Raw genomic sequence first — 22,084 nt, 5'->3', positions numbered from 1 at the left:
GATGCGATGGTAACCCGCCGCGCCGCCGTTCAGCGCCCGCCGCCCGCGTCCAGGTCGGTGAGGATGGGGCAGTCCGGACGCGCGTCGCCATGGCAGTGCGCCGCGAGCATGCGCAGCGTGTCCACCATCCCCTGCAGCTCGGCGATCTTGCGCTCGAGCGCGGCGACGTGCCCGAGCGCGATGCGCTTGACGTCGGCGCTCGCCCGCCCCTGGTCGCGCCACAGCGCGAGCAGCTCGCCGATGTCCGCCACCGCGAAACCGAGGTCGCGCGCGCGGCGGATGAAGCGCAGCACATGCACGTCCTCGTCGGTGTAGAAGCGATAGCCCGAGTCCGTGCGCCGCGCCGCCGGCAACAGGCCGATCGACTCGTAGTAGCGGATCATCTTCGCCGACACGCCCGAGGCGGCGGCGGCCTTGCCGATGTTCATCATGGGCTCGCCCTTCCTCAGCCCGCCGCCGGCGCCTCGGCGCCAAACCGGCGCAGACGCAGCGCGTTGCCGAGCACGAACACGCTCGACATCGACATCGCCGCCGCGGCGAAGACCGGCGACAGCAACAGCCCGAAGGCCGGGTAGAAGACCCCCGCGGCGAGCGGGATCAGCGCGCTGTTGTAGGCGAAGGCCCAGAACAGGTTCTGGCCGATGTTGCGCATGGTGGCGCGCGACAGCGCGATCGCGCGCGGCACGCCCATCAGGTCGCCCGACATCAGCACCACGTCGGCGCTCTCGATCGCCACGTCGGTGCCGGTGCCGATCGCGATGCCGACGTCGGCCTCGGCGAGCGCGGGCGCGTCGTTGATGCCGTCGCCGACGAAGGCGACGCGGCGCCGGATGCCAACTCTCGACGGTTCCGCCGCTCCCGACGCCGCGGCGGAACTGGCCACGCTGGCAACCCCGGACATCGACTGGACTGCGGCGGTCGAAGCCCCATCGAAGCCGCCGCCTTCCGCCAGCCGCCTTAGCGCCGCCACCTTGCCGTCGGGCAGCACCTCGGCGATCACCTCGTCGATCCCGGCCTGGCGCGCGATCGCGCGTGCGGTGCCCTCGTTGTCGCCGGTGATCATCGCCACCTTCAGGCCCAGCGCGTGCAGCGCCTTCACCGCCGCAACCGAGGTCGGCTTGAGCGGGTCGGCCACCGCGAGGATGGCGGCGAGGCGGCCGTCGACCGCGGCGTAGAGCGGCGACTTGCCCTCGTCGGCGAGGCGGACCGCGGTGTCGGCGAACACGCCGGGCTCCAGCCCCAGCCGGCGCATCAGGCGGTCGGCGCCGACCTCGACGCGCTGCCCGCCCACCGTCGCGCGCACGCCGTAGCCGGCCTCGGCCGCGAAGCCCTCGGCGGCGGCGATCTCCAGCCCCTCGGCGCGCGCCGCGGCGACGATGGCCTCGGCGATCGGATGCTCGGAGGCGCGCTCGACCGCCGCCACCCGCGCCAGCACCTCGGCGCGCGCGAAGCCCTCGGCCACAATCAGGTCGGTGAGCTGCGGCTTGCCCACAGTGAGCGTGCCGGTCTTGTCCACCGCCACCACCGCCGCGTCGCGCAGCAACTGCAGCGCGTCGCCCTTGCGGAACAGCACGCCCATCTGCGCCGCGCGCCCGGTGGCGACCATGATCGAGGTCGGCGTCGCCAGCCCCATCGCGCACGGGCAGGCGACGATCAGCACCGCCACCGCGTTGACCAGCGCGAAGCTGAGCACCGGCACCTCCGCCGGCAGCCAGACCGCGCCGAACAGCAGCCAGGCCAGGAAGGCGAGCGCCGCCAGCCCCATCACCACCGGCACGAAGACCATGGTGACCTTGTCCACCCTGGCCTGGATCGGGAGCTTGGCGCCCTGCGCCGCCTCGACCATGCGGATGATCTGCGCGAGCACGGTGTCCGCCCCCACCCGCGTGGCGCGGAAGGCGAAGGCGCCGCGGGTGTTGAGCGTGCCGCCGACCACGGTCGCGCCGGCACGCTTCTCCACCGGCACCGGCTCGCCGGTGATCATCGACTCGTCGACAAACGAAGCCCCCTCGACCACCTCTCCATCCACCGCCACCTTCTCGCCCGGGCGCACCTCCACCACGTCGCCCACCGCCACCTCGGCGATCGGAATCTCCACCACCTCGACGCCTGTCGACCCACCCCGGCGCACCCGCGCGGTGCGCGGCTGGATGCGCATCAGGCGGCGGATCGCGTCGCTGGTCTTGCCGCGCGCGCGCGCCTCGAGCAGGCGCCCGATCAGGATCAGCGTGATGATCACCGCCGCGGCCTCGAAATACACATTGACCGTGCCCGCCGGCAGCAGCCCGGGCGCGAACAGCGCCACCACCGAATAGCCCCAGGCCGCCGAGGTGCCCACCGCCACCAGCGCGTTCATGTCGGGCGCGCCGCGCAGCAGGGAGGGCACGCCCTTGCGGAAGAAGCGCAGCCCCGGCCCGAACATCACCGCGCTGGTAAGCACGAACTGCAGCAGCCAGCTCTCGCGATGGCCGATCGTGGCCATCACCCAGTCGTGCATGCCCGGGATCAGGTGCGAACCCATCTCGAGCACGAACACCGGCAGCGTCAGCGCCACCGCGATCCACACCGCGCGCCGCAGCGCCGCCTCCTCGGCCGCGGCGTCGGCCTCGCGCGCGCCCTCGCTCACCTCCGCCGCCGGCTTGGCGCCGAAGCCCGCCTTCTGCACCGCCGCCACCAGGGCCGCGGTCGGCACGCCACCCGCCAGCTCGACGTGGGCGCGGCGCGAGGCCAGGTTCACATTGGCGGAAACCACCCCGGGCACGCGCTGCAGCACCTTCTCGACGCGGCCCACGCAGGCGGCGCAGCTCATGCCCTCGATGTCGAGCTCGAGCGCCTCGCGCCGCACCGCGTAGCCGGCCTTCTCGACCGCGGCGATCAGCGCCGACAGCGGCACCGTGGCCCGCGCGGCGACGGTGGCGGTCTCGGTGGCGAGGTTGACGCTGGCCGCCTGCACGCCCTCGACCTTGAGCAAGGCCTTTTCGACGTGGGCGACGCAGGAGGCGCAGTTCATGCCCGCGATGCGCAGGCTGCGGGCGGGGGCGCCCTGGGCGACGGGAGCGTTCATGGCGAGCATCCGTTCAAAAATGCGATGAATGCCTCACACTGTAAACCTTGCCAACATTGGAAGGTCAACCCGCAACGCGCATCTGCCCGTGACGCTTTGCCGTTGTGGCCCCCATGCAGGGGCGCTAACCTTGGCGCGATCCGCAAACCCCGCGCCCCGCGCGTCTCTCCAGCATCGCCACCGGCCGCCATGAACCACACCACGCTGCTGCACCACCTGATCGCCGCCTCCGCCGCGCGCGCGCCCCAAGCCCCCGCGCTGAGCTTCGGCGGCGCCACGCAAAGCTATGCCGAGCTCGACGCCGCGCTGTCCGCGTTCGCCGCCGGACTGCTCGCCCTCGGGCTCGAGCGCGGCGAACGCGTCGGCATCTACCTCGACAAGCGCCCCGAGACGGTCACCGCCTTCTTCGGCGCCAGCGCCGCGGGCGGCGTGTTCGTGCCGGTGAACCCGATCCTCAAGCCCGAGCAGGTCGGCTACATCCTGCAGGACTGCAACGTACGCGTGCTGGTGACCTCGCCCGAGCGCTTCGCCGCCCTGCGCGACACCCTTGCGCAGTGCCACGACCTGCGCCACGTCGTGCTCACCGGCAAGGTCGAGACCCTGCCCGAACTGCCCGGCGCGAGCGTGCTGCGCTGGGACGAGCTGTGCGCCGCGCCGCCCGCAGCCGGCCACCGCATCATCGACACCGACATGGCCGCCATCCTGTATACGTCCGGCAGCACCGGGCGGCCGAAGGGGGTGGTACTGTCGCATCGCAACATGGTGGCCGGCGGCAAGAGCGTCGCCCAGTACCTCGGCAACCACCCCGGCGACACCCTGCTCGCCGCCCTGCCGCTGTCCTTCGACGCCGGCTTCTCGCAGCTCAGCACCGCCTTCCACTCCGGCGCGCGCGTGGTGCTGCTCAACTACCTGATGCCGCGCGACGTGCTGAAGGCCGTGGAGAAGGAGAAGGTCACCGGCCTCACCGCGGTGCCGCCGCTGTGGATCCAGCTCTCGCAGCTGCAGTGGCCCGAAACCGTCACCGAGCACCTGCGCTACATCGCCAACACCGGCGGGCGCATGCCGCTGGAGACGCTCACCACGCTGCGCGGCATGCTGCCCAAGACCCGGCCCTTCCTGATGTACGGCCTCACCGAGGCCTTCCGCGCCACCTTCCTGCCGCCCGAGCAGGCCGACGTGCGCCCCGACTCCATCGGCAAGGCCATCCCCAACGCCGAGATCATGGTGCTGCGCGAGGACGGCAGCGAATGCGCGCCCAACGAACCGGGCGAGCTGGTGCAGCGCGGCGCGCTCGTGGCCATGGGCTACTGGAACGACCCGGAGAAGACCGCCGAGCGCTTCAAGCCCCTGCCCGCCAGGGCGCCGGGCCGCCAGAGCGGGCTGGTGCTGCCCGAGATCGCGGTGTTCTCGGGCGACACCGTGCGTCGCGACGAGGAGGGCTACCTCTACTTCATCGGCCGCCGCGACGAGATGATCAAGACCTCGGGCTACCGCGTCAGCCCCACCGAGGTGGAGGAGATCCTCTACGCCACCCGCCTGGTCGGCGAGTGCGCCGCCTTCGGCGTCGCCCACGACACCCTCGGCCAGAGCATCGTCGTCATCGCCACCGCGCCCGCCGGCGGCACGCTCGACACCGCCGCGCTGCTCGCCGAGTGCCGCGCGCGCATGCCGGCCTACATGGTGCCCGGCCGCATCGAGGTGCGCGAAGGCCCGCTGCCGCGCAACCCCAACGGCAAGATCGACCGCAAGACGCTGGCGAGCGAGATTGTGGAGTGAGCGCATCCGCCTGCGTTGCCGGTCAAGACAAGAACCGTGCGGATATCCAGGCCCTGCGGGGCTTGGCGGTTCTCCTCGTGGTCGTCTATCACGCACGGCTAGGGGCGCCAGCGTCGGGCTTCCTCGGCGTCGATATCTTCTTCGTGATCTCGGGCTTCCTGATCACGGGACTGGTCAAGGCCGGCATCGAGCAGGGCACATTCACCTTTCGCGACTTCTATTTCCGGCGCGCGAAAAGACTGCTGCCGGCGGCGTACGTAACCTTCCTGATCACGATTCTCTGCGCGCCATTCATTTTGGGCACCAGCGAGTTGCGCGACCTCACGGCGCAAGTCGCTGGCGCCCTGAGTTTCAGCGCGAACATCGTGCTTTGGCAGCAGAGCGGTTACTTCGAGGGCGCGGCGGAACTCAAGCCCCTCCTGCACGTCTGGTCGCTCTCACTGGAGGAACAGTATTACTTCCTGCTGCCGGCAACGCTCGTCCTGATCCCGCGACACCTTTGGCTGCGGGCAACCATCCTGATCGCAATCGCCAGCCTCGGCCTGTGCTTGGCGCTGATCCAGTGGAAGCCCATCGCGACCTTCTACCTGCTGCCGACCCGGGCGTGGGAACTCGCCATCGGCTCCCTCGGCGCCTTCCTGATCGCACAACCGCAGGTGCGGACTGTCGCCGGGCGCCTGTTCTGGCCAAGCCTCGTGCTCCTGATCTCGCTGCCCTTCGTCGCGGTCGGCGGCAGACATCCTGGACTCCCCGCTCTACTGATCTGCATCGCTACCGTTGTCGTCATCCTCGATGGTCGATTGGCGCGCAACACGTCGAAGCCGTTACGGAGTCTCGCTCGTATCGGAGACCTCTCCTACTCGCTCTATCTCGTTCATTGGCCAATCTTCGCCTTCATGAACAACGCATGGGTCGGCGAAACGGCGGGAGAACTTCCCCTGGAACTGGGACTGGCAGCAATGGCAGCCTCCTTTCCAATCGCGTGGCTGCTGCACAGACTCGTCGAGGAGCCCATGCGAAGGGCCAGGATCGCCTTCTCATGGTCGCACTTGCGCCAGGTCGCGATCGTTTCGCTCGCGCTGGCGATCCTTCCGTTGGGGCTTGTGCGGGCCTTCGCCTCCGAGGTACCTTCCGGCACCTTCCGTGAGACGCAGTTCGGGCTCGCCCCCGGTTGCGAGCTAAGCCACTTCCAGGTGCGCCCGGCATGCATGACCTCGACAGATCCCGAGGTCCTGGTATGGGGAGACTCGTTCGCGATGCATGTCATCGCCGCCCTGCGCTCGGGAGCGCAAGCCAGTCTGCTGCAGGTGACGAGAAGCGCATGCGGCCCGCTTGCGGGCATCGCCCCTGTGGAGCGGAACTCGCGCAAAGGCTACGATGCTGCATGGGCACGTACCTGTATCGACTTCAACGATGCGGTCCTCGAGTACCTGAAGACCGCCTCGACGATCCGGACGGTGGTTCTGTCCAGCCCATTCCGGGGCTATCTGGACGGGGAGCTTTTCGACGTGTTGGTCAAGTCCGACTCCCTTTACGTACAAACGCACCCGGACCCGGACCTCGCGCTGAAGCATCTTGCAGGAACGATCGCGCAGATTCGGACGCTCGGGCTCAAGGTCATCATCATTGCCCCGCCGCCATCGTCCGGTTTCAACGTCGGCGCTTGCCTGGAACGTCTGCAGGAGGAGAAGCTGATTCTCGGCGCTCCACAAGACTGCATCATTGACGAGAAGGATTACCGGGAGAGGCGATCACGGGTCCTCGCCTTCCTGAATCGCATCGAAAACGAAGGGAATGTGAGCGTGATCCGATTCGACGCTTTGCTTTGCGACGGCACGAAGTGCCGGACGACGCTGGAAGGAACCCCTCTGTATCGGGACAGCGCCCATCTATCCGATCCAGGCTCCGCACTGCTGGGGACACGGCTGGCGCTGTTCGATCAAGTCGAACGTCTCGCGCGCTGAATGAGGCAAGCAAAATGTTGATCGACCGACGGGACCGTTTGCGCAAACATGCAGCGCGACTCGGCCTGATGCTCACCGCACTCCTGGCGCAACCGGCTGGTGCGGATGTTCTGCGGGTCGGCTCGGGACAGGAGTACGCCCGCATCGCCGACGCAGCGAAAGCGGCACGCGACGGCGACATCGTCGAGATCCTCCCCGGCGAATACCGCGGCGACGTCGCCACCTGGCGCCAGAAGCAACTCACGATCCGCGGTGTCGGCGACCGCCCGGTGCTGATTGCCGACGGCAGGATCGAGCAGGGCAAGGCGATCTGGGTGATCGCCGACGGCAACTTCCTCATCGACAACATCGAGTTCCGCGGCGCCCGGGCCGCAGATTACAACGGCGCGGGGATCCGCTTCGAGCGTGGCCGGCTCGAGGTTCGCAACAGCGTCTTCATCGACAACCAGGCCGGCATCCTCACCGCAAATTTCGCCGAGTCCGAGCTCTTCGTGCGCGACAGCCTCTTCGCGCAAGCTCCGAAGCAAGAGGAGTCGCTGCCCCACCTGCTCTACGTCGGCCGCATCGCCCGCTTCGAGATCAGCGGCAGCCGCTTCCATCAGGGCTACCGCGGCCACCTGCTCAAGTCGCGCGCAAGCTACAACGACATCCGCTACAACCTGCTCTATGACGGGCCGCAAGGCGAAGCCTCGTACGAGCTCGAGCTGCCCAACGGCGGGCTCGCCTTCGTCGTGGGCAACATCGTCGGCCAATCCGCCGCCACGCAGAACCCGGTGATGGTCGCCTATGGTGCCGAGGGCAACGCCTGGCCCGAGAGCGCGCTCTACCTCGCCCACAACACCCTGCTCAGCGATCGCCACACCGGCACCCTGTTCCTGCGCACCTGGCCCGACCGCCTTCCCGAGGGCACCGGGATCGTCGGCATCAACAACCTCAGCGTCGGCCTGGGCAGCCTGACGCTGGCCAACACCGGGGAATTCCGCGGCAACCTGCCCCTCCCGCCGGGAGGGCTGGAGGACCCCGAGACCCTCGACTTCCGCCCGCTCGGCGCCAGCCTGCTGCGCCGATTCACCTCGCCCGCGGGCAGCGCGCGCGGTGTTTCTTTGCAGCCCGAGGGCGAGTTCGCGCTGCCGATCGGCACCCGACCGATCACCCCGCCCGACAGCTGGCTGCCCGGCGCCGTGCAGCTAGGCTACTGAACGGCAACCTCGCCGCAGACGACATCGTGGGAGCGAGCTTGCCCGCGAATGCGGCGATCGGGCACGGAGTTTTCGCGGGCGAGCCCGCTCCCACGGACGCACTCCTGCGGGAGTCGCCAGCGGCGGGACATGATCACGCCCGGAGACTCGGCACTGCGCCACAGTTCACTGACATTCCACGCAGCATGGGGCATCATCCGGGCGGTTCAATGCAATGCGGCGCCGGAAGGCAGCCGATGGAGAGACTCGTGCGCGAACGTTTTTGTGGTGTTCTCGGCTCGTCGGAGGCCGCCGCCTCCCTGCCCGGACAGATGGCCCGTCTGCAGTTTCCTGCCGGAGCGCTGGCGTATCGGCCCGAGGTGAGCTCCTTCCAGGAGGGCGGACGCGTCAGCATCGTCCTTGGGCGCCCGCGCTTTCACGACGCGGCGCTGCAGCAGATCAACACCGCCCAGGGCGCGGCAGCTGCCTGGGCACAGGCCTTCGCGCGTTTCGGCGACGACGCGGTGCACCAGGCTGCCGGGCGCTTCTGCGTGGTGATGGTGGCCGACGACGGGCGCGAGGCGCTGCTCGCCACCGACCGCTTCGGCACCTGGCCGATCTGCTATGCCGCGCGCGACGGCCGGCTGCACTTCTCCGACCGCGCCGACACCGTCCCCGGCGTCGAGCGCAGGGTCGCCCCGCAGGCGGTGTTCGAGTACCTCTTCTTCCACATGATCCCGGCGCCGACGACCATCTTCGAGGGCATCGTGCGCCTGCCCCACGGCCACCTGCTGAAGTGGCGCGACGGCCAGGCCGAATGCCGGCGCTGGTGGAACCCGCAGTTCGACGAGCACGGCTCGCCCGATCTCGAGCCGTCCAAGGCGCGCTTCCTGCAGATCGTCGAGGACGGCGTGCGCCGCGAGGCCGAGGGCGCCAGCGTGGGCTGCTTCCTCTCCGGCGGCACCGACAGCTCGACCGTCACCGGCATGCTGTGCAAGGTGCTCGGCCAGCCGGCGCGCGCCTTCTCCATCGGCTTCGACGCCAGCGGCTATGACGAGATGGAGTACGCCCGCCTCGCCGCCAAGCGCTTCGGCGCCGATCATCGCGAGTACTACGTCACCCCCGCCGACCTGGTCGACGGCATCCCCAAGGTCGCCACCCATTACGACCAGCCCTTCGGCAACTCCTCGGCGCTGCCGGGCTGGATCTGCGCCACGCGCGCACGCGAGGACGGCGTCGAGCGCATTCTCGCCGGCGACGGCGGCGACGAGCTCTTCGGCGGCAACAGCCGCTACGCCAAGCAGCGCGTGTTCGGCTGGTACGACAGCGTGCCCGGCGCGCTGCGCCGCGGCCTGCTCGAGCCCGCGCTGGCACTGCCCGGCATGGACCGCCTCCCGGTCACGCGCAAGGGACAGAGCTACGTCGAGCAGGCGCGCGTGCCCATGCCCGACCGCATCCACATGTACAACATGCTGGTGCGCCTTGGCATGGACTCGGTGTTCGAGCCCGGCTTCCTCGCCCGCGTCGACACCGGCCGCCCAAACGTCGAGCAGCGCGAGGTGTGGCACGCGACCAACGCGCGCTCGCACATCAACCTGATGCTCAACTACGACTGGAAATACACCCTCGCCGACAACGACCTGCCCAAGGTCATCGGCACCACCGGCCTCGCCGGTGTCGAGGTGGCCTTCCCGCTGCTGTCGGACGAGCTCACCGACTTCTCCACCACGCTGCCACCGGAGTGGAAGCTCAAGCGCCTGACCCTGCGCTGGTTCTTCAAGGAGGCGCTGCGCGGCTTCCTGCCCGACGAGATCATCGCCAAGAAAAAGCACGGCTTCGGCCTGCCCTTCGGCGTGTGGGCCTGCCAGCACGCCGGCCTCAAGGCGCTCGCCGCCGACGCGCTCGGCAGCTTCCGCCAGCGCGGCATCGTGCGCCCGGGCTTCATCGACGAGCTGCTCTCGGTCCACCTCCCCGCGCACCCCGGCTACTACGGCGAGATGTTGTGGATCCTGATGATGATGGAGTTCTGGATGCGCGCGCACTGTGATGGAATCAGCATCGACTGATCCATCCTTGTGCCGCCCCAGGCTCGCCCAAGACGGTGACCTGCGCCCAGCGCCGGCCGGCGGGATGCCGCACACGCCGGCAAGTGGCCTGAACTCGTCTCGTCCCTTCCGCTTCGATCACGAACACCCGAATCCACCATGACCGAACCCCGCCAAGCCCCCACCCACACCCCGATGTCGCAGTTCCGCAGCGCAGGCGGCGAGCTGCTGGTCAACGCCCAGCCGATCAGCCGCATCGCGGCGCGGGTCGGCCACACCCCCTTCTACGCCTACGACCGTAGCCTGCTCGATGCGCGCGTAGCACAGCTGCGCGCGGCCCTGCCCGCCGCGGTCAAGCTGCACTACGCGATGAAGGCCAACCCCATGCCGGCGCTGGTGTGCCACATGGCGCGCCTGGTCGACGGCATCGACGTGGCCTCGGCGGGCGAGCTGCTGGTCGCGCTCAACGCCGGCGCCGATCCGCAGGAGATCAGCTTCGCCGGCCCCGGCAAGACCGAGGCCGAGCTGCACCAGGCGGTGGCCGCCGGCATCCTGGTCAACGTCGAATCCTTCCGCGAGGTGCCGATCCTGGCCGCGGCACAGCAGGCGCTCGGGCTGCCGGCGCGGGTGGCGGTACGCGTCAATCCCGACTTTGAGCTCAAGTCCTCGGGCATGAAGATGGGCGGCGGGCCCAAGCAGTTCGGCGTCGATGCCGAGCAGGTGCCCGAGCTGCTCGCGGAGATCGGCCGCGCCGGGCTGGCCTTCGAGGGCTTCCACCTCTTCGCCGGCTCGCAGAACCTCAAGCCCGAATCCATCGTCGAGGCCCAGCAGAAGAGCTTCGCGCTCGCCTGCCGCCTGGCGGAACACGCGCCCTCGCCGGTCCGCTTCCTCAACCTCGGCGGCGGCTTCGGCATCCCCTACTTCCCCGGCGAACAGCCGCTCGACCTCGCGCCCATCGGCGCCAACCTCGCCGACATCGTCGAACAAGCGAAGACCGCGCTGCCGCAGGCCGAGATCGTCATCGAGCTCGGGCGCTACTTCGTCGGCGAAGCCGGCCTCTACATCGCCCGCGTGCTCGACAAGAAGGTCTCGCGCGGCCTCACCTACCTGGTCACCGACGGCGGCCTGCACCACCACCTGTCCGCTTCCGGCAACTTCGGCCAGGTCATCCGCAAGAACTACCCCGCCGCGATCGCCAACCGCATGGATGCCGCCACGACGGAGGCCGTCTCGGTCGTCGGCCCGCTATGCACCCCGCTCGACCTGCTCGCCGACCGCATGAGCCTGCCCGCCGCCGAGCCCGGCGACCTGGTGGCGATCTACCAGTCCGGCGCCTACGGCGCGACGGCGAGTCCGCAGCGCTTTCTGGGGCATCCGGGGGTGGTGGAGGTGCTGGTGTGAGCGCCACCGAGCGTTCATCATCGCAAGACATGCTTCATGATCTCGCCGACGACAAATCCCGCACCAAAATTCGAAAGATGGTCGTCGTCGTAATATAGCGGCAAGCCAGAAACGTTTCCTACACAACGCTCTCTGACGTACGTATCGCAAAAAAATTCGGCCGGTCTCACCCTCACCAAACCTTCATGCTCACCGATCTCGTCGAGAATTCGGTAGGTTCTCTTGTTCCGTTCTCGGAAAACATCCAGCGACACCGATGCGTCATGATCGTTCAAGACGCCACGGTATTGCACCGCACGGACCAACTGCAGCGGAACGCTCCAACCCATCTCGGGCGCCGGATAGACAAGCACGACCCGATGCCCTGCCGCGATCATTTCCATTACCGAACTCTTGATGCTTTCACCCAGTGTCTCCACGTATCCGGTTGCGAGATAGCCCGGAACAATCCAGGGATCGTCCTCTCCAAGCTCAACTCCACCTTCGCCGTTATCGAACCTCGATCGCTCGACCCTTAATGTCCACCGAGCAAAAACGACTATTGTTCTCGGCAATCCCCCTCTCTCGAGCCGATCGAAAAAATCACGCCGCAAGTCCGAACAAACCCTTGAATTCGCGTCATTCTTTGCATCCGAGCCGTGTCGGATCGGAGAGCAGGCGATGTAGGTGAAATCGTATCCCGAAACCCCGCTTCTTCTCGCGTGTAGATCCATCTGGTTAGCGAGTGTCGCGGCGTGGCTATCCCCAAACAGGGCAAAAGTAAGGGGCTTCGAATCGTCTCCCAGCACACAAGCGCCCTCGAGGGATCCGCTTTCCCGCAATTTTTCCCAGCATTCCTTGCTCCTCCCTGTCTCCCGGGCCGTCTTCTGTATCAACAACGCGGCATCGTCCGGGTTTCGACCGAAATAGCCATCTGTAACGTGGCCAATCACGCCGACAAGGCCAAAAAAAGCCAACCCGGCCGAGGCGCCTCCAAATATCAGACTTCGACTCGTTTTTGCCTTGTTTCGAAAAGGCGTCTCGACGAATCGCCATGTAAGATAGGCAAGAAACAACGACGTCAAGGCCATTGCAAAAAAAAGTGATCCGCTCGGCTCGGTGAGACTCCTGTGCCGCAAAAAAGCAAACAGAGGTTGATGCCACAAATAGGCGCTATAGCTGATCAGCCCAATACCTACAGCGACCTCCGACCCCAACCAACGTCCAACGGCGGTGGCGGGCGATGAGCAAAGAATGACGAGCGCAGTGCCTGCCGTTGGTACAAGCGCACTGAGACCTGGAAAAGGGGTGGCTTCGTCAAACGTGAAAACGCTGTAAACGAGCAACAGAAAACCGAGCAAGCCGCCAGCTTCCGCAACATCTCGCCGCGGGGCGACACCAGCCTTCGAGCTGAGGTAAAAAGCGACAAAGGCCCCAACCAACAGCTCCCAACCGCGAGTGGGTAGAAGATAAAACGCCAGAGCGGGATCGGATCGCACGCCCCACTCTGCCAAAACCAGGCTGCCAAGGGTAAGAAGCCCCATGATCAATAAAATCGGACCTTTCCCGATTCTCCATGCAAGCATCAGGAAAACAGGAAAGAAGAGATAATATTGCTCTTCGACAGCCAAACTCCATGTGTGCAGAAGAGGCTTGAGCTCGGCAGCGACATCAAAGTAGCCGCTTTCTTTCCAGAATAGCAAATTCGATGAAAAAGCAACTACCGCAACGAGGCTTTGCGAAAAGTCCTTCATATCTCCCGGCAACAACCAGCGCCAGGCAAACGGAAGGCAGACAAGCATCACGAAAAACAACGCGGGAAGAATCCGCCTCGCACGCCTCTCGTAAAACCCGACGATGGAGAACCGACCATGCTCGAGATCGGAAAGAATGATCTTCGTGATCAGATAGCCACTGATCACGAAGAAGACATCGACACCAACAAACCCACCGCTAAAAGACTCATAACCGGCATGAAAAAATATTACAGGAAGCACAGCAAGGGCTCTCAGCCCGTCAATCTCTCGCCTGTATTCCATTTATTCTTCGAGCTCTTTGCCGCGTTAGTTTTCAAACAATCGAAAATATTCAGGATCAAAATCGGCCGAGGCAGAATTTGAAGAAAAATTCACGTGCATCACAAATAACATCGAGCAGTCTCATCCAGATCGCGCCCCCTCCGCCGTGCGCCCTTGAGTCCATCGAGCATTGAGCCATCTTCGGCAGGGGTCTTCAAGGAAGTAATACGACGCGAGCGCCACGCCCATCGCCACCACGAACGCCCCCGCTGAACCGCCGATGAACTCGGCTCGCAGCACGAAAAAAGGCTGTTGCCAGACGTAGATAGAAAAAGACCAGATGCCAAAAGATGTCATCAATCGCGAAGATAGCAGTGCTCGCACCGCGACGTGGGCGTCCACGAGGTGATTGACGGCAAAGGCGAGCAGATACGGGGACAGCAGCCGGGGCGCCCACCATGGCGCGATATCCGAATATAGGCAGGCTGCGGCGAACGTCGAAAGGAGTGGCAACCAAGACGAGACCGTCCAGCGATAGTGCTCCCGTACCAGTCGGTATCCCGCCGCAATGAACAAGTGCGAGGCGGCGACCTCCGTGCCAAGGTCGCCAGAGTGCGGGGCCAAGGGGCCGAGCCGGACATAAGCCAATCCGATCAGGATGCAGAGCGTGCCGCTCGAGAGCAACACCCACCCTTCCCTGCCCCGAGCCCAAGGCAACAGCGTCACCAGGCTCATCAGCAAATAGGCATGCTCCTCTACATTCAACGACCAGAGATGGCCAATCGGAACATTGCCTTGCCAGATACCGATTTCCAGCGGAAGGTAAGTGCGGAGGAACGCTAGCGTCGCAAAAAACTCTGCTGATGAGAAGTCGGCTCCAGAAATCTCGGCAACGCTATAGATCGAAACGACAAAAAATAAAAAAACCGGGAATACCCGGCTTATTCGACGCTTGTAGAAAATGCTTAACGGCTGCTGCTTGATGAAAAGCAGGCCACTCATCAGGAACCCGGAAAGGCAGAAGAAGACATCGACGCCGAGGCGCCCGGTGTTCAGCGGCAAAATGCTCAGGAAGTGCCCCTCCAGAACCAAGAGGATGGCGAGGCCACGCCACCCGTCGAGGTAGCGCATCCTGCTTGATTCAGGATCCCCGACGCCGCCGATTGGAGCCATTTTCAAGCCTCGACCCGGCGTGATGAACCGTGAAGGCTATCGACTACCTCCACCGCCCTGCCTCCTGCAATTGACGCCGGAGTCCGGGAAAGGAGACACCAGCCTGGTACGCCTTGCGGGCATGAATCAATGCAGCGTCCCAATCCTTGAGCTTGACGAGAAGGAGGCCGAAGTTGTAGTGGAACATCGGTTCATCGTAGCCCTCCGAGAGCGCCACATCGAACTGCTTCCTCGCTTCGGCGTAACTTCCCTTCTTGTATAAATAGACTCCGTAGATCTCACGCGCCCTGGCATCCTTGGGGCGGAACTTGATCGCTCGATCGAGGAAGCATTCCGGGCTCCGGGTCATCCCCCCTCTCAGTCCCTGATCTCGACTCAGCGCAACGTTCATCATTGCAATCAAGGCGCGGGGGTGATTCGGGAAAGAATTCAACGTATAGCTCAGGTCCTGTCCGACCGAGCCGGTCGAGCCCCTCCTCAAGCTCTCTACCGAGGGCGTGAAGTGATGGGTTTCCACGACAGACAAATACTGCCGCTGCGCCTGCACATCGTAGTAATCATACGGCCCGACCCCCGGATCCTCAGGGCCGTTCTTGAACGGCGAACCCGGACAGTACAGTTCCGCTGCAGCGGGCGTCACGTACAGAAGGCAGACGCACAGTAGGGAAAAGAAAACGCTACGCCCTTGCATAATCAACTCTCCAAATCCACCGCAAACGACCAGACCGCGATGCGGCGAGGTCAGGCCAATGACCGACGCGACTTCGCGGCCGCGATCAGTATCTTTGCCATCCTATCCGCCGCAACGTGCCAGGGGAAATCCACTGCCCTCATCCGAGCTGCGTCCCCGAGCTGGCGTCGAAACTCCCTGTCCCGAAGGACTCGGTCGATCGCAGCCCCGGCTGCTGTTGCATCCAGCGGATCCACGAGCAGTCCCGCATCCCCGACGACCTCCGGGATGGAGGAAGTGGACGAGGCCACGACCGGGACGCCGAAGCTCATGGCTTCAAGCAAAGGAAGACCGAAGCCCTCGTAGAGCGACAGGTAGCACAAGCACGCCGCATGTTCGAACCAGGCAGGAAGCTCCGAATCGGAGACGAACCCTGGAACCACGAGCCGCCCAGCCAGCCCCATGGTCTCTGCCTGCGCGGTGAGTTCATGCGACAGGTCTGCGCGGCCCATGCCGAGTACGACCAGCTTCAAATCAGGATAGCGCTCGGCGATGGTAGCGAAAGCGCGCAAAGTCCCGGACACATTTTTGCGCGGCGCCCCACCCCCAAGGGCTAGCACATATTCCGCGTCCAGCGGCCGAACGCTTCCCGGTGGAACGATATCGCACCCCCAGTGAATGACCTCCACCGGCGCGCCACCTCCGGGAAACGCAGCCTCGAGATCGGAGCGGGTATTCGCGGATACGGTTACTACCGCTGACGCCACCCGCATTCCGTTGGCCAGCCGTCGCCGGAAGAACGCCTTTTCGCCAAGGGACTGCCCATCATCGCCTCTTAGGGGGATGAGATCATGGACCGTCATCACGACAGGCACGGCCGAAAACATCGGCGCGCCGCTGCTGGCGCAATGCAGCACATCGCAGCCAGCACGCCAGGCGTGCCACGGCAAGCCGAGATTTTCCCAAGTGTTCCAGCGGTATCCCGGCAGATCGAAAAAAGACACCGTGGCGCGCGGAATCCCTTGCCACAAATCACTTACAGCCGAGGCGCCCTGCCCAAAAAGCAGGAATGAAAAGTCGGGGCGTAGCCTTGCCATTTCGGCATACAACCGAAACAGCGAACGTCCCTCGCCACGCGGTTGCGCGCAAAGGAGGCTGGTCGCATCGACGCCGACAAGCATCAGACCTTCCCCGTCAAACGACCGCCGGCCTGCCCTGCATTCGCCGCCTGCATCAACAAGCCTTCAAAGCTGGCTGCACGGCCCGCCCACGAGTACTCCGCAGCGACGGTCTGCCGGCCCTCGTCCCCGAGCAGTTGCCGTTTCAACGGATTGGCGAGCAGGTCGAGCACGGCGTCTGCCATTTCCCGGGCAGCATTCGCCACGATCACGTTGCGACCTTGCAGTACCTTCAGGCCACCGACGCTGACGGTTGTCGCCACCACGGCCTTCCCCATCGCCCACGCCTGCAGCAGCTTGTTCTTGATTCCTGCACCCGACAGCAGCGGACACACGAAGACCTCCGCCTCCTGGACATACGGACGCACATCGGGCACCGACCCCGTCACCTGCACGCGATCGCTGCGCAGGGCCAGGATCTCGGCCGACGGATCACGGCCGACCAGGGTCACGGTGGCGTCGGGGCGCTGCGCCCACACCAGGGGCATGACCTCCGTGACCAGATGGATCGCGGCGAGCTGATTGGGCCCGAACGCCATGCTGCCTTCGAACACCAAACGCCCGGGAATCTGCGGCCGATCGGATGGCGCAAAGTAATCGAGATCCACGCCGTTCTGCACCACGCTCACCGGCACGGTCGGCGAAACCCGCCGAAAGCTCTCCGCATCCTCCTCGGACACGACCACGCAAACTGCTGCACGGCGCATCACGTAGCGCTCGAATCGGTAGTAGAGGCTCAGGTACTTGAGCTGCCGCAGGCGCGCGGAAAATCCCTTCGTCGCAAGCAAGGCCCGGCGGCTCGTGAGCACCATGTCGTCGACCAGGTCGGCGACGACCGGAACGTGGTCCCAGCCTGAAGGGAGTTGCTGGAAGATCGATGCACCCGCGTCCCAGACGAGGTCGTATTCGTCCGCGCGCAGCTCACACTCGAGCAAGTCGCAGAGTTCAACGCTGGGCGGGTAAAAATCCCGCACGGCCCACCCGGTGAACGGTGCCAGCCATCCCGGTGCGGCCTTCGCCCGCGGACGGGGAACGGTCCACACCCGTCTGAAAAACTCCTCATGCTCCGGAGACCGCTCGCCATCGTGATAGGCGATCAGGTCGAGATCATGGCGCACACCGATCCAGCGTGCCAGGTGCAATACGCGTAGCAGCAGGCCGTCCTGATAGGAGTCGGGATAGCGATCGCACAAGACGAGAACTCTCAACGCAAGGTCTCCTCGAGATCCGCCAGCCAGGACAGCATCGCATCCTCGACAGCACGCTTTTGCGCACGGCTGGAAAAAGTATGGTCGGCCTGCGGAAAGTCGAGCACGGTTGTACGAGGATCCGCAGACCAGGCGAGCAGCAGCGGGGTCTGCCGGAGGTGATCGCGAAACTCGGCGGCAACCAGGTCACGACCGCTCAGCATGACAAGGGAGCGCCCTTGGAATGCCGCAAGCGCAACGGACATCCGCTCACGAAAATCAGCAGGAGCAGCCGCGGAGAGGGCGGTTTGCTCCAGGGGTGACGTACGAGACTTCATCATCCGCCAGGCCTTGGCGGCGAAATCGGCTATCGCCGGGCCCACCGCCACACCTCCACGAACGAGCTTGCGCCAGAAGGCGGGGTCTCGAAACCGACGCGCGTAGTAGTGCGTAACCTCGGCCCGCTCCTGCGACGCAAGCGTGCGCACCCAAGGGTTCAGCAGCGCGACTCCAGCTATCCGGCTGTCCTGAGGCAGGTACATGGCAGCGGCGCTCGCGCCATCGCACAGTCCCCACAAGACAAGATGACGCACCGACGGCGCGGCGCGCATGAAGGCCTCGGTCGCTGCCGCGATGTCCGGTCCGGTGTGCTCGAAATCGACCACCTCGCCGCCTGCGTCGCCCATCCCTCGATAGTCGAAACGCATCACAGGCACGCCAGCCGCGGCGAGCCTGCGAGATAGCTGGAGGAACTGCCGGTGGCTGCCTACGCGGTATTGCGGACCTCCAACGATCACCAGCACCCCGACCGAGCCGGTCGGTTCGTGTGGTAGCGCCAGGACACCGACCAACTCGGTCTCGCCGCAGGGGAAAACGCAGGCAAGCTCGGCAAAGCTCATCGCCCCAGAACCTCGAGCACATGACAGGACCGCTCGATCAGCTCGGGCGCGAGCTCGATCTCCTGCGTCTGCCAGAACGCCGGCCCCGTGACCTTCTCGAGCGACACGGTCGCGCCCTGCGCTTCGAGCCGCGCCCGCAGCGCGGCAAGTGCCGGCGGGGGCGCAGTGCGTCCGCTTCCATCGACCTCCAGCATCGCTACCGCGTACCCACCGGATGCCGGGAGCTCGAAGCTGGACGCCTCCATGCCGTTGGCCAGTTCGGGCGACAGTTCGTAACCCGCAACCTCGACCACCTCGCCCGCATGCAGGGCAACGCGTGCGCGCGCAAGCGCGGTCTTCGCATCGGCGTCCGAGAGCATCTCGCTCGCAGCCTTGAGGCGCAGGAACTGCGACAGGTGCTGGCGGCCATTGGTCACCGGCTGCCACAGCAGCAACGGGAGACGCGCGCCGGCAAGCTTCAGCCAATCGGCAGCAAGCAGGCTGCCGGCACGATGTGTCCACAACACCACCGGGCCGCTGCCGCGCGCACTCAGGAAAGCATGTCCCAGACCGACATCCTCGACCCATTGCGACCAGCTCGCATCGACCAACTCGCCAGCGCTGTCACCACAGCCCAGGAGGTCGAGTTGCAGGACGGTCCAGCCGCGGGCCGCAAACGCCTGCGCTGCCAGCGCGACCATGCGCCGAGACTTGTTCTGCTCCTCGGCGAAGGCAGGCACATGGAGGATGGTGCCCCGGACCGGCCCCTGCGCCCTTGTCAACAGACAGAAACGCCCGCCCAGGGGGGCTTCGAGAAAAAAGGCCTCCCGGGCAGGCAGCGCCATGTCAGCCCAGCTTGGCTTCCACGAACTCGACCACGGTGCCGACCGAGGCGAAGGCGGCACCATCGATCTCGTCGTCTTCGATGACGAAACCGAAACGCTCCTCGATCATGTTGATCAGGCCGACGACCGCCATCGAATCGAGTTCCGGCAGAGCACCGAGCAACGGGGTATCGAGCTCGAAGTCGTTCGCCCGCCCCCCGAGGCTGAGAACCTCGTCGATGATCGCGAGCACTTCCTTCCTGATGTCCAAATCCATCTCCTGCGGCATTTTGTTGGGTCGAAACGAGGAGGATTCTACGATGCCCCCACGGATTCGGCCGGTATTATATGGCGCGTTGCCCTTCGAACTGCTGCGCATGAGACTTGGCCTGCCGATACGGACAGGAAAGACGAAGCGCGACTGCCCCCGGATCGCCATGCCTCTACAACGCCTGAAGCGGACCTTCGCCGAGCTCGGAGCGTTCGAAGCCAGTCTCTACCTCTTCGCAAACCTGCTCGCCCGGATCAGCCGGGGGCGCTGTCGCCTCATCCGCTACTACATCGTCGCACAGCCCGTCGCCAGCGCTCCCGCGCACGCACTTCGCCCCTCCCCGAGCAATCCCGTCCGCATGATCGGCCGTGAGGACGCGGCCGTCGCGCAGTTCCCTCGGCCCAAGACCGTCTTGGCGAGACGTTTCGACGACGGTGGGCTTTGCTTCGTCGCCGAGAGCAAGGGCCGCTTTGCCGGCTTCCTATGGATCTCGCACCGCCAATACGAGGAGGACGAGGTGCGCTGCCGGTTCGATCTCCACCCCCCGGAGCGCTGCGTGTGGGACTACGACGTCTATGTCGAGCCGGATTTTCGTGTCGGCCGCACGTTCGCGCGCCTGTGGGACGCCGCCAACGCCTACCTCACGGCCCAGGGCGTACGCTGGAGCCTGTCGCGGATCTCCGCATTCAACCCCGTGTCACTCGCCGCGCACCAGCGCCTGGGCATCCGCAAGCTCGCGAGCGCGACCTTCATCGTGACCGGAAGGGTCCAGCTCTCGTTGTTCACCACGCCACCCTTCGTGCACCTGGGCTGGAACGACGATATGCGCCCGCAACTTCCGGTAAGGGCCCCCTCGGATGACTGACATCGCTTCCCCTGCCACATTGCTTTCCACGCTACCAGACCTTCCCCGGCCATGATCCGATTTGCCGACAAGCGCATCCTGCTGGAGTGCCTCCGCCCCGACCTCGCCGGACTGGGCAGCAAAGTCGCGATCGGTGCTGCGTGGACCTTCACCAACGTCGGCTTGCGCATCGTCCTTACGATCGCATCGACGGCGATCCTTGCACGCCTGCTCACGCCGGAAGATTTCGGCCTCATCGCGATGTCGGCACTCGTCACCGAATTCGCCGCCCTACTCGGGAACATCGGCATCGGTGGCATCCTGATCCAGCGCAAAGCCTTGCGTCGGCTGGACATGGACACCGCGTTCTGGATCACGATGGCGATCGACACGGCGCTGTGCCTGCTGGTGCTGGTCGCCTCGTTCATCGCTGCTGCGATCTTCGAGACGCCGCAGGTGCAGACCATCATCGCAGTGTCGAGCCTCTCCTTCATCCTTGCCGGGCTCTCGACCGTTCATCTGGCATTGCTTAGCCGGACGATGCGATTCAGGGAAGACTTCGTGGTGCAGGCCGGTTCCCTGATCGTTCGCCTGACCGCCAGCATCGTCCTCGCCGTGTCCGGTTTCGGAGTGTGGAGCCTCGTCTTCGCCGCGCTGATCGGTCAGGCCACGACGCTCCTCCTGGCCTGCGCAATCGTGCCCTTCGTGCCGCGCCTGCGCTTCAACCGCAGGCTTCTCTCAGCGTATGCCCGCACATCCGGAAGCTATCTCGGTGGGGGTATCGTCAATTACTTGATGTCGAATCTCGACTACATGATCGTCGGTCGCCGCTTTGGCCCGGAAGCGCTCGGCTACTATCAGACGGCGTTCTCCCTTCCCGAAGAACTGCGCAACCGCCTGTCAGCGCCTCTGCAACGCGTGCTGTTCCCTGCATATTCTAGGCTGCAGGACGATCTGTCGGCCATGCAGTACGGCGTGCTGAAAAGCCTGCGACTGCTTTCGGCCATTACCATTCCTCTGGGCGTCGGTCTGGCCGCAGTTTCCGACGGCCTCGTGCAAGTCCTTTACGGAAACCAGTGGCTGCCGGTGATCCCGCTGCTCGAGATTCTTGCGATCGGCGGTGCCGCACGGTCGATCTTCAGTCTGACCGCAAACATCTTTTATGCGACGGACAATCCACACCTTGCATTCAAGATCTCGCTTGCCATGCTCCCTGTAACCATCGTCGCGCTGGTCACGGGATCTCAATGGGGCCTGACCGGAGTCGCATGGGCGATGCTGGCTGTACAGTTCCTGTCGGCCATATCGGCGCACCTGGCATTACGCCTGGTCGAATTGAGCCTGCTCGACTTCCTCAAGCAGCTTTTCCCTGCCACGACCGCCAGCGCTCTGATGTTCGCCGCGTTGCGCGCCCTTCCCGACGAGCTTCTATCCGCGCCACCACTCGTGTCCCTGCTCCTGGAAGTAATGATCGGCGCCACGTTGTATGCGCTCGCCCTGGCCTTCATCGCGCCGCCGCTATTCAGGGAGTTTCGTGAGATCGCCCGCCGGATTGTCGGACGCCGATCACCCCCCGAGGGCCCGGGATCGCCCCTCCGATAAATGATGACCTGCCACGCCCGAAGCACACCTAC

At 65.3% G+C, this 22,084-nt stretch carries 17 protein-coding genes; 7 read left to right on the top strand and 10 right to left on the bottom strand.

Features of this window, described 5'->3' with window-relative positions; all coding sequences use genetic code 11:
• Positions 1–29: 29 nt before the first annotated feature.
• Positions 30–431, bottom strand: coding sequence for a Cu(I)-responsive transcriptional regulator (cueR, locus tag C667_RS01570; protein ID WP_442478163.1), 402 nt, complete (start codon positions 429–431; stop codon positions 30–32).
• A gap of 14 nt (positions 432–445) precedes the next feature.
• A complete protein-coding gene (locus C667_RS01565; RefSeq protein WP_004355730.1) occupies positions 446–3,073 on the bottom strand; it encodes a heavy metal translocating P-type ATPase in 2,628 nt (875 codons plus the stop codon).
• Between the two features lie 180 nt (positions 3,074–3,253).
• Between C667_RS01565 and C667_RS01560 the strand changes: the two genes are divergently transcribed.
• The 5 genes from C667_RS01560 to C667_RS01540 all read left to right on the top strand — a co-directional run bounded on the left by C667_RS01560 (position 3,254) and on the right by C667_RS01540 (position 11,428).
• Positions 3,254–4,840 (top strand): acyl-CoA ligase (AMP-forming), exosortase A system-associated, encoded by a 1,587-nt coding sequence (locus tag C667_RS01560; RefSeq protein WP_004355728.1) that lies wholly within the window; start codon positions 3,254–3,256, stop codon positions 4,838–4,840.
• On the top strand, positions 4,837–6,804 hold the full coding sequence (locus C667_RS01555) for an acyltransferase family protein (RefSeq protein WP_004355726.1): 1,968 nt from the start codon (positions 4,837–4,839) through the stop codon (positions 6,802–6,804). The genes C667_RS01560 and C667_RS01555 overlap by 4 nt, the downstream gene beginning before the upstream one ends.
• Positions 6,805–6,872: 68 nt before the next feature.
• Positions 6,873–8,003 (top strand): right-handed parallel beta-helix repeat-containing protein, encoded by a 1,131-nt coding sequence (locus tag C667_RS01550; RefSeq protein ID WP_039920547.1) that lies wholly within the window; start codon positions 6,873–6,875, stop codon positions 8,001–8,003.
• Between the two features lie 311 nt (positions 8,004–8,314).
• Positions 8,315–10,048: an asparagine synthetase B family protein gene (locus C667_RS01545; RefSeq protein ID WP_004355722.1), complete on the top strand. Its 1,734-nt coding sequence runs from the start codon at positions 8,315–8,317 to the stop codon at positions 10,046–10,048.
• Positions 10,049–10,186: 138 nt separating this feature from the next.
• Positions 10,187–11,428 (top strand): pyridoxal-dependent decarboxylase, exosortase A system-associated, encoded by a 1,242-nt coding sequence (locus C667_RS01540; RefSeq protein WP_004355720.1) that lies wholly within the window; start codon positions 10,187–10,189, stop codon positions 11,426–11,428.
• 17 nt (positions 11,429–11,445) lie between these two features.
• On the opposite strand, the gene C667_RS24555 is transcribed toward C667_RS01540, so the two are convergent.
• The 8 genes from C667_RS24555 to C667_RS01505 form a co-directional block, all read right to left on the bottom strand.
• Positions 11,446–13,446: an acyltransferase family protein gene (locus C667_RS24555; protein ID WP_004355719.1), complete on the bottom strand. Its 2,001-nt coding sequence runs from the start codon at positions 13,444–13,446 to the stop codon at positions 11,446–11,448.
• Positions 13,447–13,566: 120 nt separating this feature from the next.
• Positions 13,567–14,556 carry an acyltransferase family protein gene (locus C667_RS01535; RefSeq protein WP_004355718.1) on the bottom strand — a complete coding sequence of 330 codons (990 nt, stop codon included), beginning with the start codon at positions 14,554–14,556 and terminating at the stop codon, positions 13,567–13,569.
• Between the two features lie 85 nt (positions 14,557–14,641).
• Positions 14,642–15,289 carry a tetratricopeptide repeat protein gene (locus C667_RS01530; protein ID WP_004355715.1) on the bottom strand — a complete coding sequence of 216 codons (648 nt, stop codon included), beginning with the start codon at positions 15,287–15,289 and terminating at the stop codon, positions 14,642–14,644.
• A 50-nt stretch (positions 15,290–15,339) separates the two neighbouring features.
• On the bottom strand, positions 15,340–16,449 hold the full coding sequence (locus C667_RS24550) for a glycosyltransferase family 4 protein (RefSeq protein WP_083881238.1): 1,110 nt from the start codon (positions 16,447–16,449) through the stop codon (positions 15,340–15,342).
• Positions 16,449–17,654, bottom strand: a complete 1,206-nt coding sequence (locus C667_RS24250) for a glycosyltransferase family 4 protein (protein WP_004355710.1) — start codon at positions 17,652–17,654, stop codon at positions 16,449–16,451. The genes C667_RS24550 and C667_RS24250 overlap by 1 nt, the downstream gene beginning before the upstream one ends.
• Positions 17,651–18,532: a hydrolase 1, exosortase A system-associated gene (locus tag C667_RS01515; RefSeq protein WP_004355708.1), complete on the bottom strand. Its 882-nt coding sequence runs from the start codon at positions 18,530–18,532 to the stop codon at positions 17,651–17,653. Before C667_RS01515 ends, C667_RS24250 begins: the two co-directional genes overlap by 4 nt.
• A complete protein-coding gene (locus C667_RS01510) occupies positions 18,529–19,356 on the bottom strand; it encodes a hydrolase 2, exosortase A system-associated (protein WP_039920533.1) in 828 nt (275 codons plus the stop codon). The genes C667_RS01515 and C667_RS01510 overlap by 4 nt, the downstream gene beginning before the upstream one ends.
• 1 nt (position 19,357) lies before the next feature.
• Positions 19,358–19,606, bottom strand: a complete 249-nt coding sequence (locus C667_RS01505) for an acyl carrier protein (protein ID WP_004355703.1) — start codon at positions 19,604–19,606, stop codon at positions 19,358–19,360.
• On the opposite strand from C667_RS01505, the gene C667_RS01500 reads away from it, so the two are divergent.
• Together C667_RS01500 and C667_RS01495 are read left to right on the top strand one after the other, a co-directional pair.
• Positions 19,599–20,471: a GNAT family N-acetyltransferase gene (locus C667_RS01500; RefSeq protein ID WP_245538402.1), complete on the top strand. Its 873-nt coding sequence runs from the start codon at positions 19,599–19,601 to the stop codon at positions 20,469–20,471. The two genes, C667_RS01505 and C667_RS01500, sit on opposite strands and share 8 nt — an antisense overlap.
• 51 nt (positions 20,472–20,522) lie before the next feature.
• A complete protein-coding gene (locus C667_RS01495) occupies positions 20,523–22,052 on the top strand; it encodes a lipopolysaccharide biosynthesis protein (protein ID WP_004355699.1) in 1,530 nt (509 codons plus the stop codon).
• Positions 22,053–22,084: the final 32 nt, after the last annotated feature.

Source organism: Thauera phenylacetica B4P, from assembly GCF_000310225.1.
Taxonomy (GTDB): Bacteria; Pseudomonadota; Gammaproteobacteria; order Burkholderiales; family Rhodocyclaceae; genus Thauera; species Thauera phenylacetica.
The sequence above is the reverse complement of the archived record's forward strand: the minus strand, read 5'-3'. Positions and strand labels throughout refer to the sequence as shown.

Excerpts from the sequence above, each read along its gene's own strand:
- C667_RS24550 (WP_083881238.1), bottom strand. The coding sequence starts at position 16,449 with ATGCTTGTCGGCGTCGATGCGACCAGCCTCCTTTGCGCGCAACCGCGT.
- C667_RS01550 (WP_039920547.1), top strand. The coding sequence starts at position 6,873 with ATGCTCACCGCACTCCTGGCGCAACCGGCTGGTGCGGATGTTCTGCGG.
- C667_RS01500 (WP_245538402.1), top strand. The coding sequence starts at position 19,599 with ATGTCCAAATCCATCTCCTGCGGCATTTTGTTGGGTCGAAACGAGGAG.
- C667_RS01530 (WP_004355715.1), bottom strand. The coding sequence starts at position 15,289 with ATGCAAGGGCGTAGCGTTTTCTTTTCCCTACTGTGCGTCTGCCTTCTG.
- C667_RS01560 (WP_004355728.1), top strand. The coding sequence starts at position 3,254 with ATGAACCACACCACGCTGCTGCACCACCTGATCGCCGCCTCCGCCGCG.
- C667_RS01535 (WP_004355718.1), bottom strand. The coding sequence starts at position 14,556 with ATGCGCTACCTCGACGGGTGGCGTGGCCTCGCCATCCTCTTGGTTCTG.
- C667_RS01565 (WP_004355730.1), bottom strand. The coding sequence starts at position 3,073 with ATGCTCGCCATGAACGCTCCCGTCGCCCAGGGCGCCCCCGCCCGCAGC.
- C667_RS01540 (WP_004355720.1), top strand. The coding sequence starts at position 10,187 with ATGACCGAACCCCGCCAAGCCCCCACCCACACCCCGATGTCGCAGTTC.
- C667_RS24555 (WP_004355719.1), bottom strand. The coding sequence starts at position 13,446 with ATGGAATACAGGCGAGAGATTGACGGGCTGAGAGCCCTTGCTGTGCTT.
- cueR (WP_442478163.1), bottom strand. The coding sequence starts at position 431 with ATGATGAACATCGGCAAGGCCGCCGCCGCCTCGGGCGTGTCGGCGAAG.
- C667_RS01545 (WP_004355722.1), top strand. The coding sequence starts at position 8,315 with ATGGCCCGTCTGCAGTTTCCTGCCGGAGCGCTGGCGTATCGGCCCGAG.
- C667_RS01510 (WP_039920533.1), bottom strand. The coding sequence starts at position 19,356 with ATGGCGCTGCCTGCCCGGGAGGCCTTTTTTCTCGAAGCCCCCCTGGGC.
- C667_RS01515 (WP_004355708.1), bottom strand. The coding sequence starts at position 18,532 with ATGAGCTTTGCCGAGCTTGCCTGCGTTTTCCCCTGCGGCGAGACCGAG.
- C667_RS01495 (WP_004355699.1), top strand. The coding sequence starts at position 20,523 with ATGATCCGATTTGCCGACAAGCGCATCCTGCTGGAGTGCCTCCGCCCC.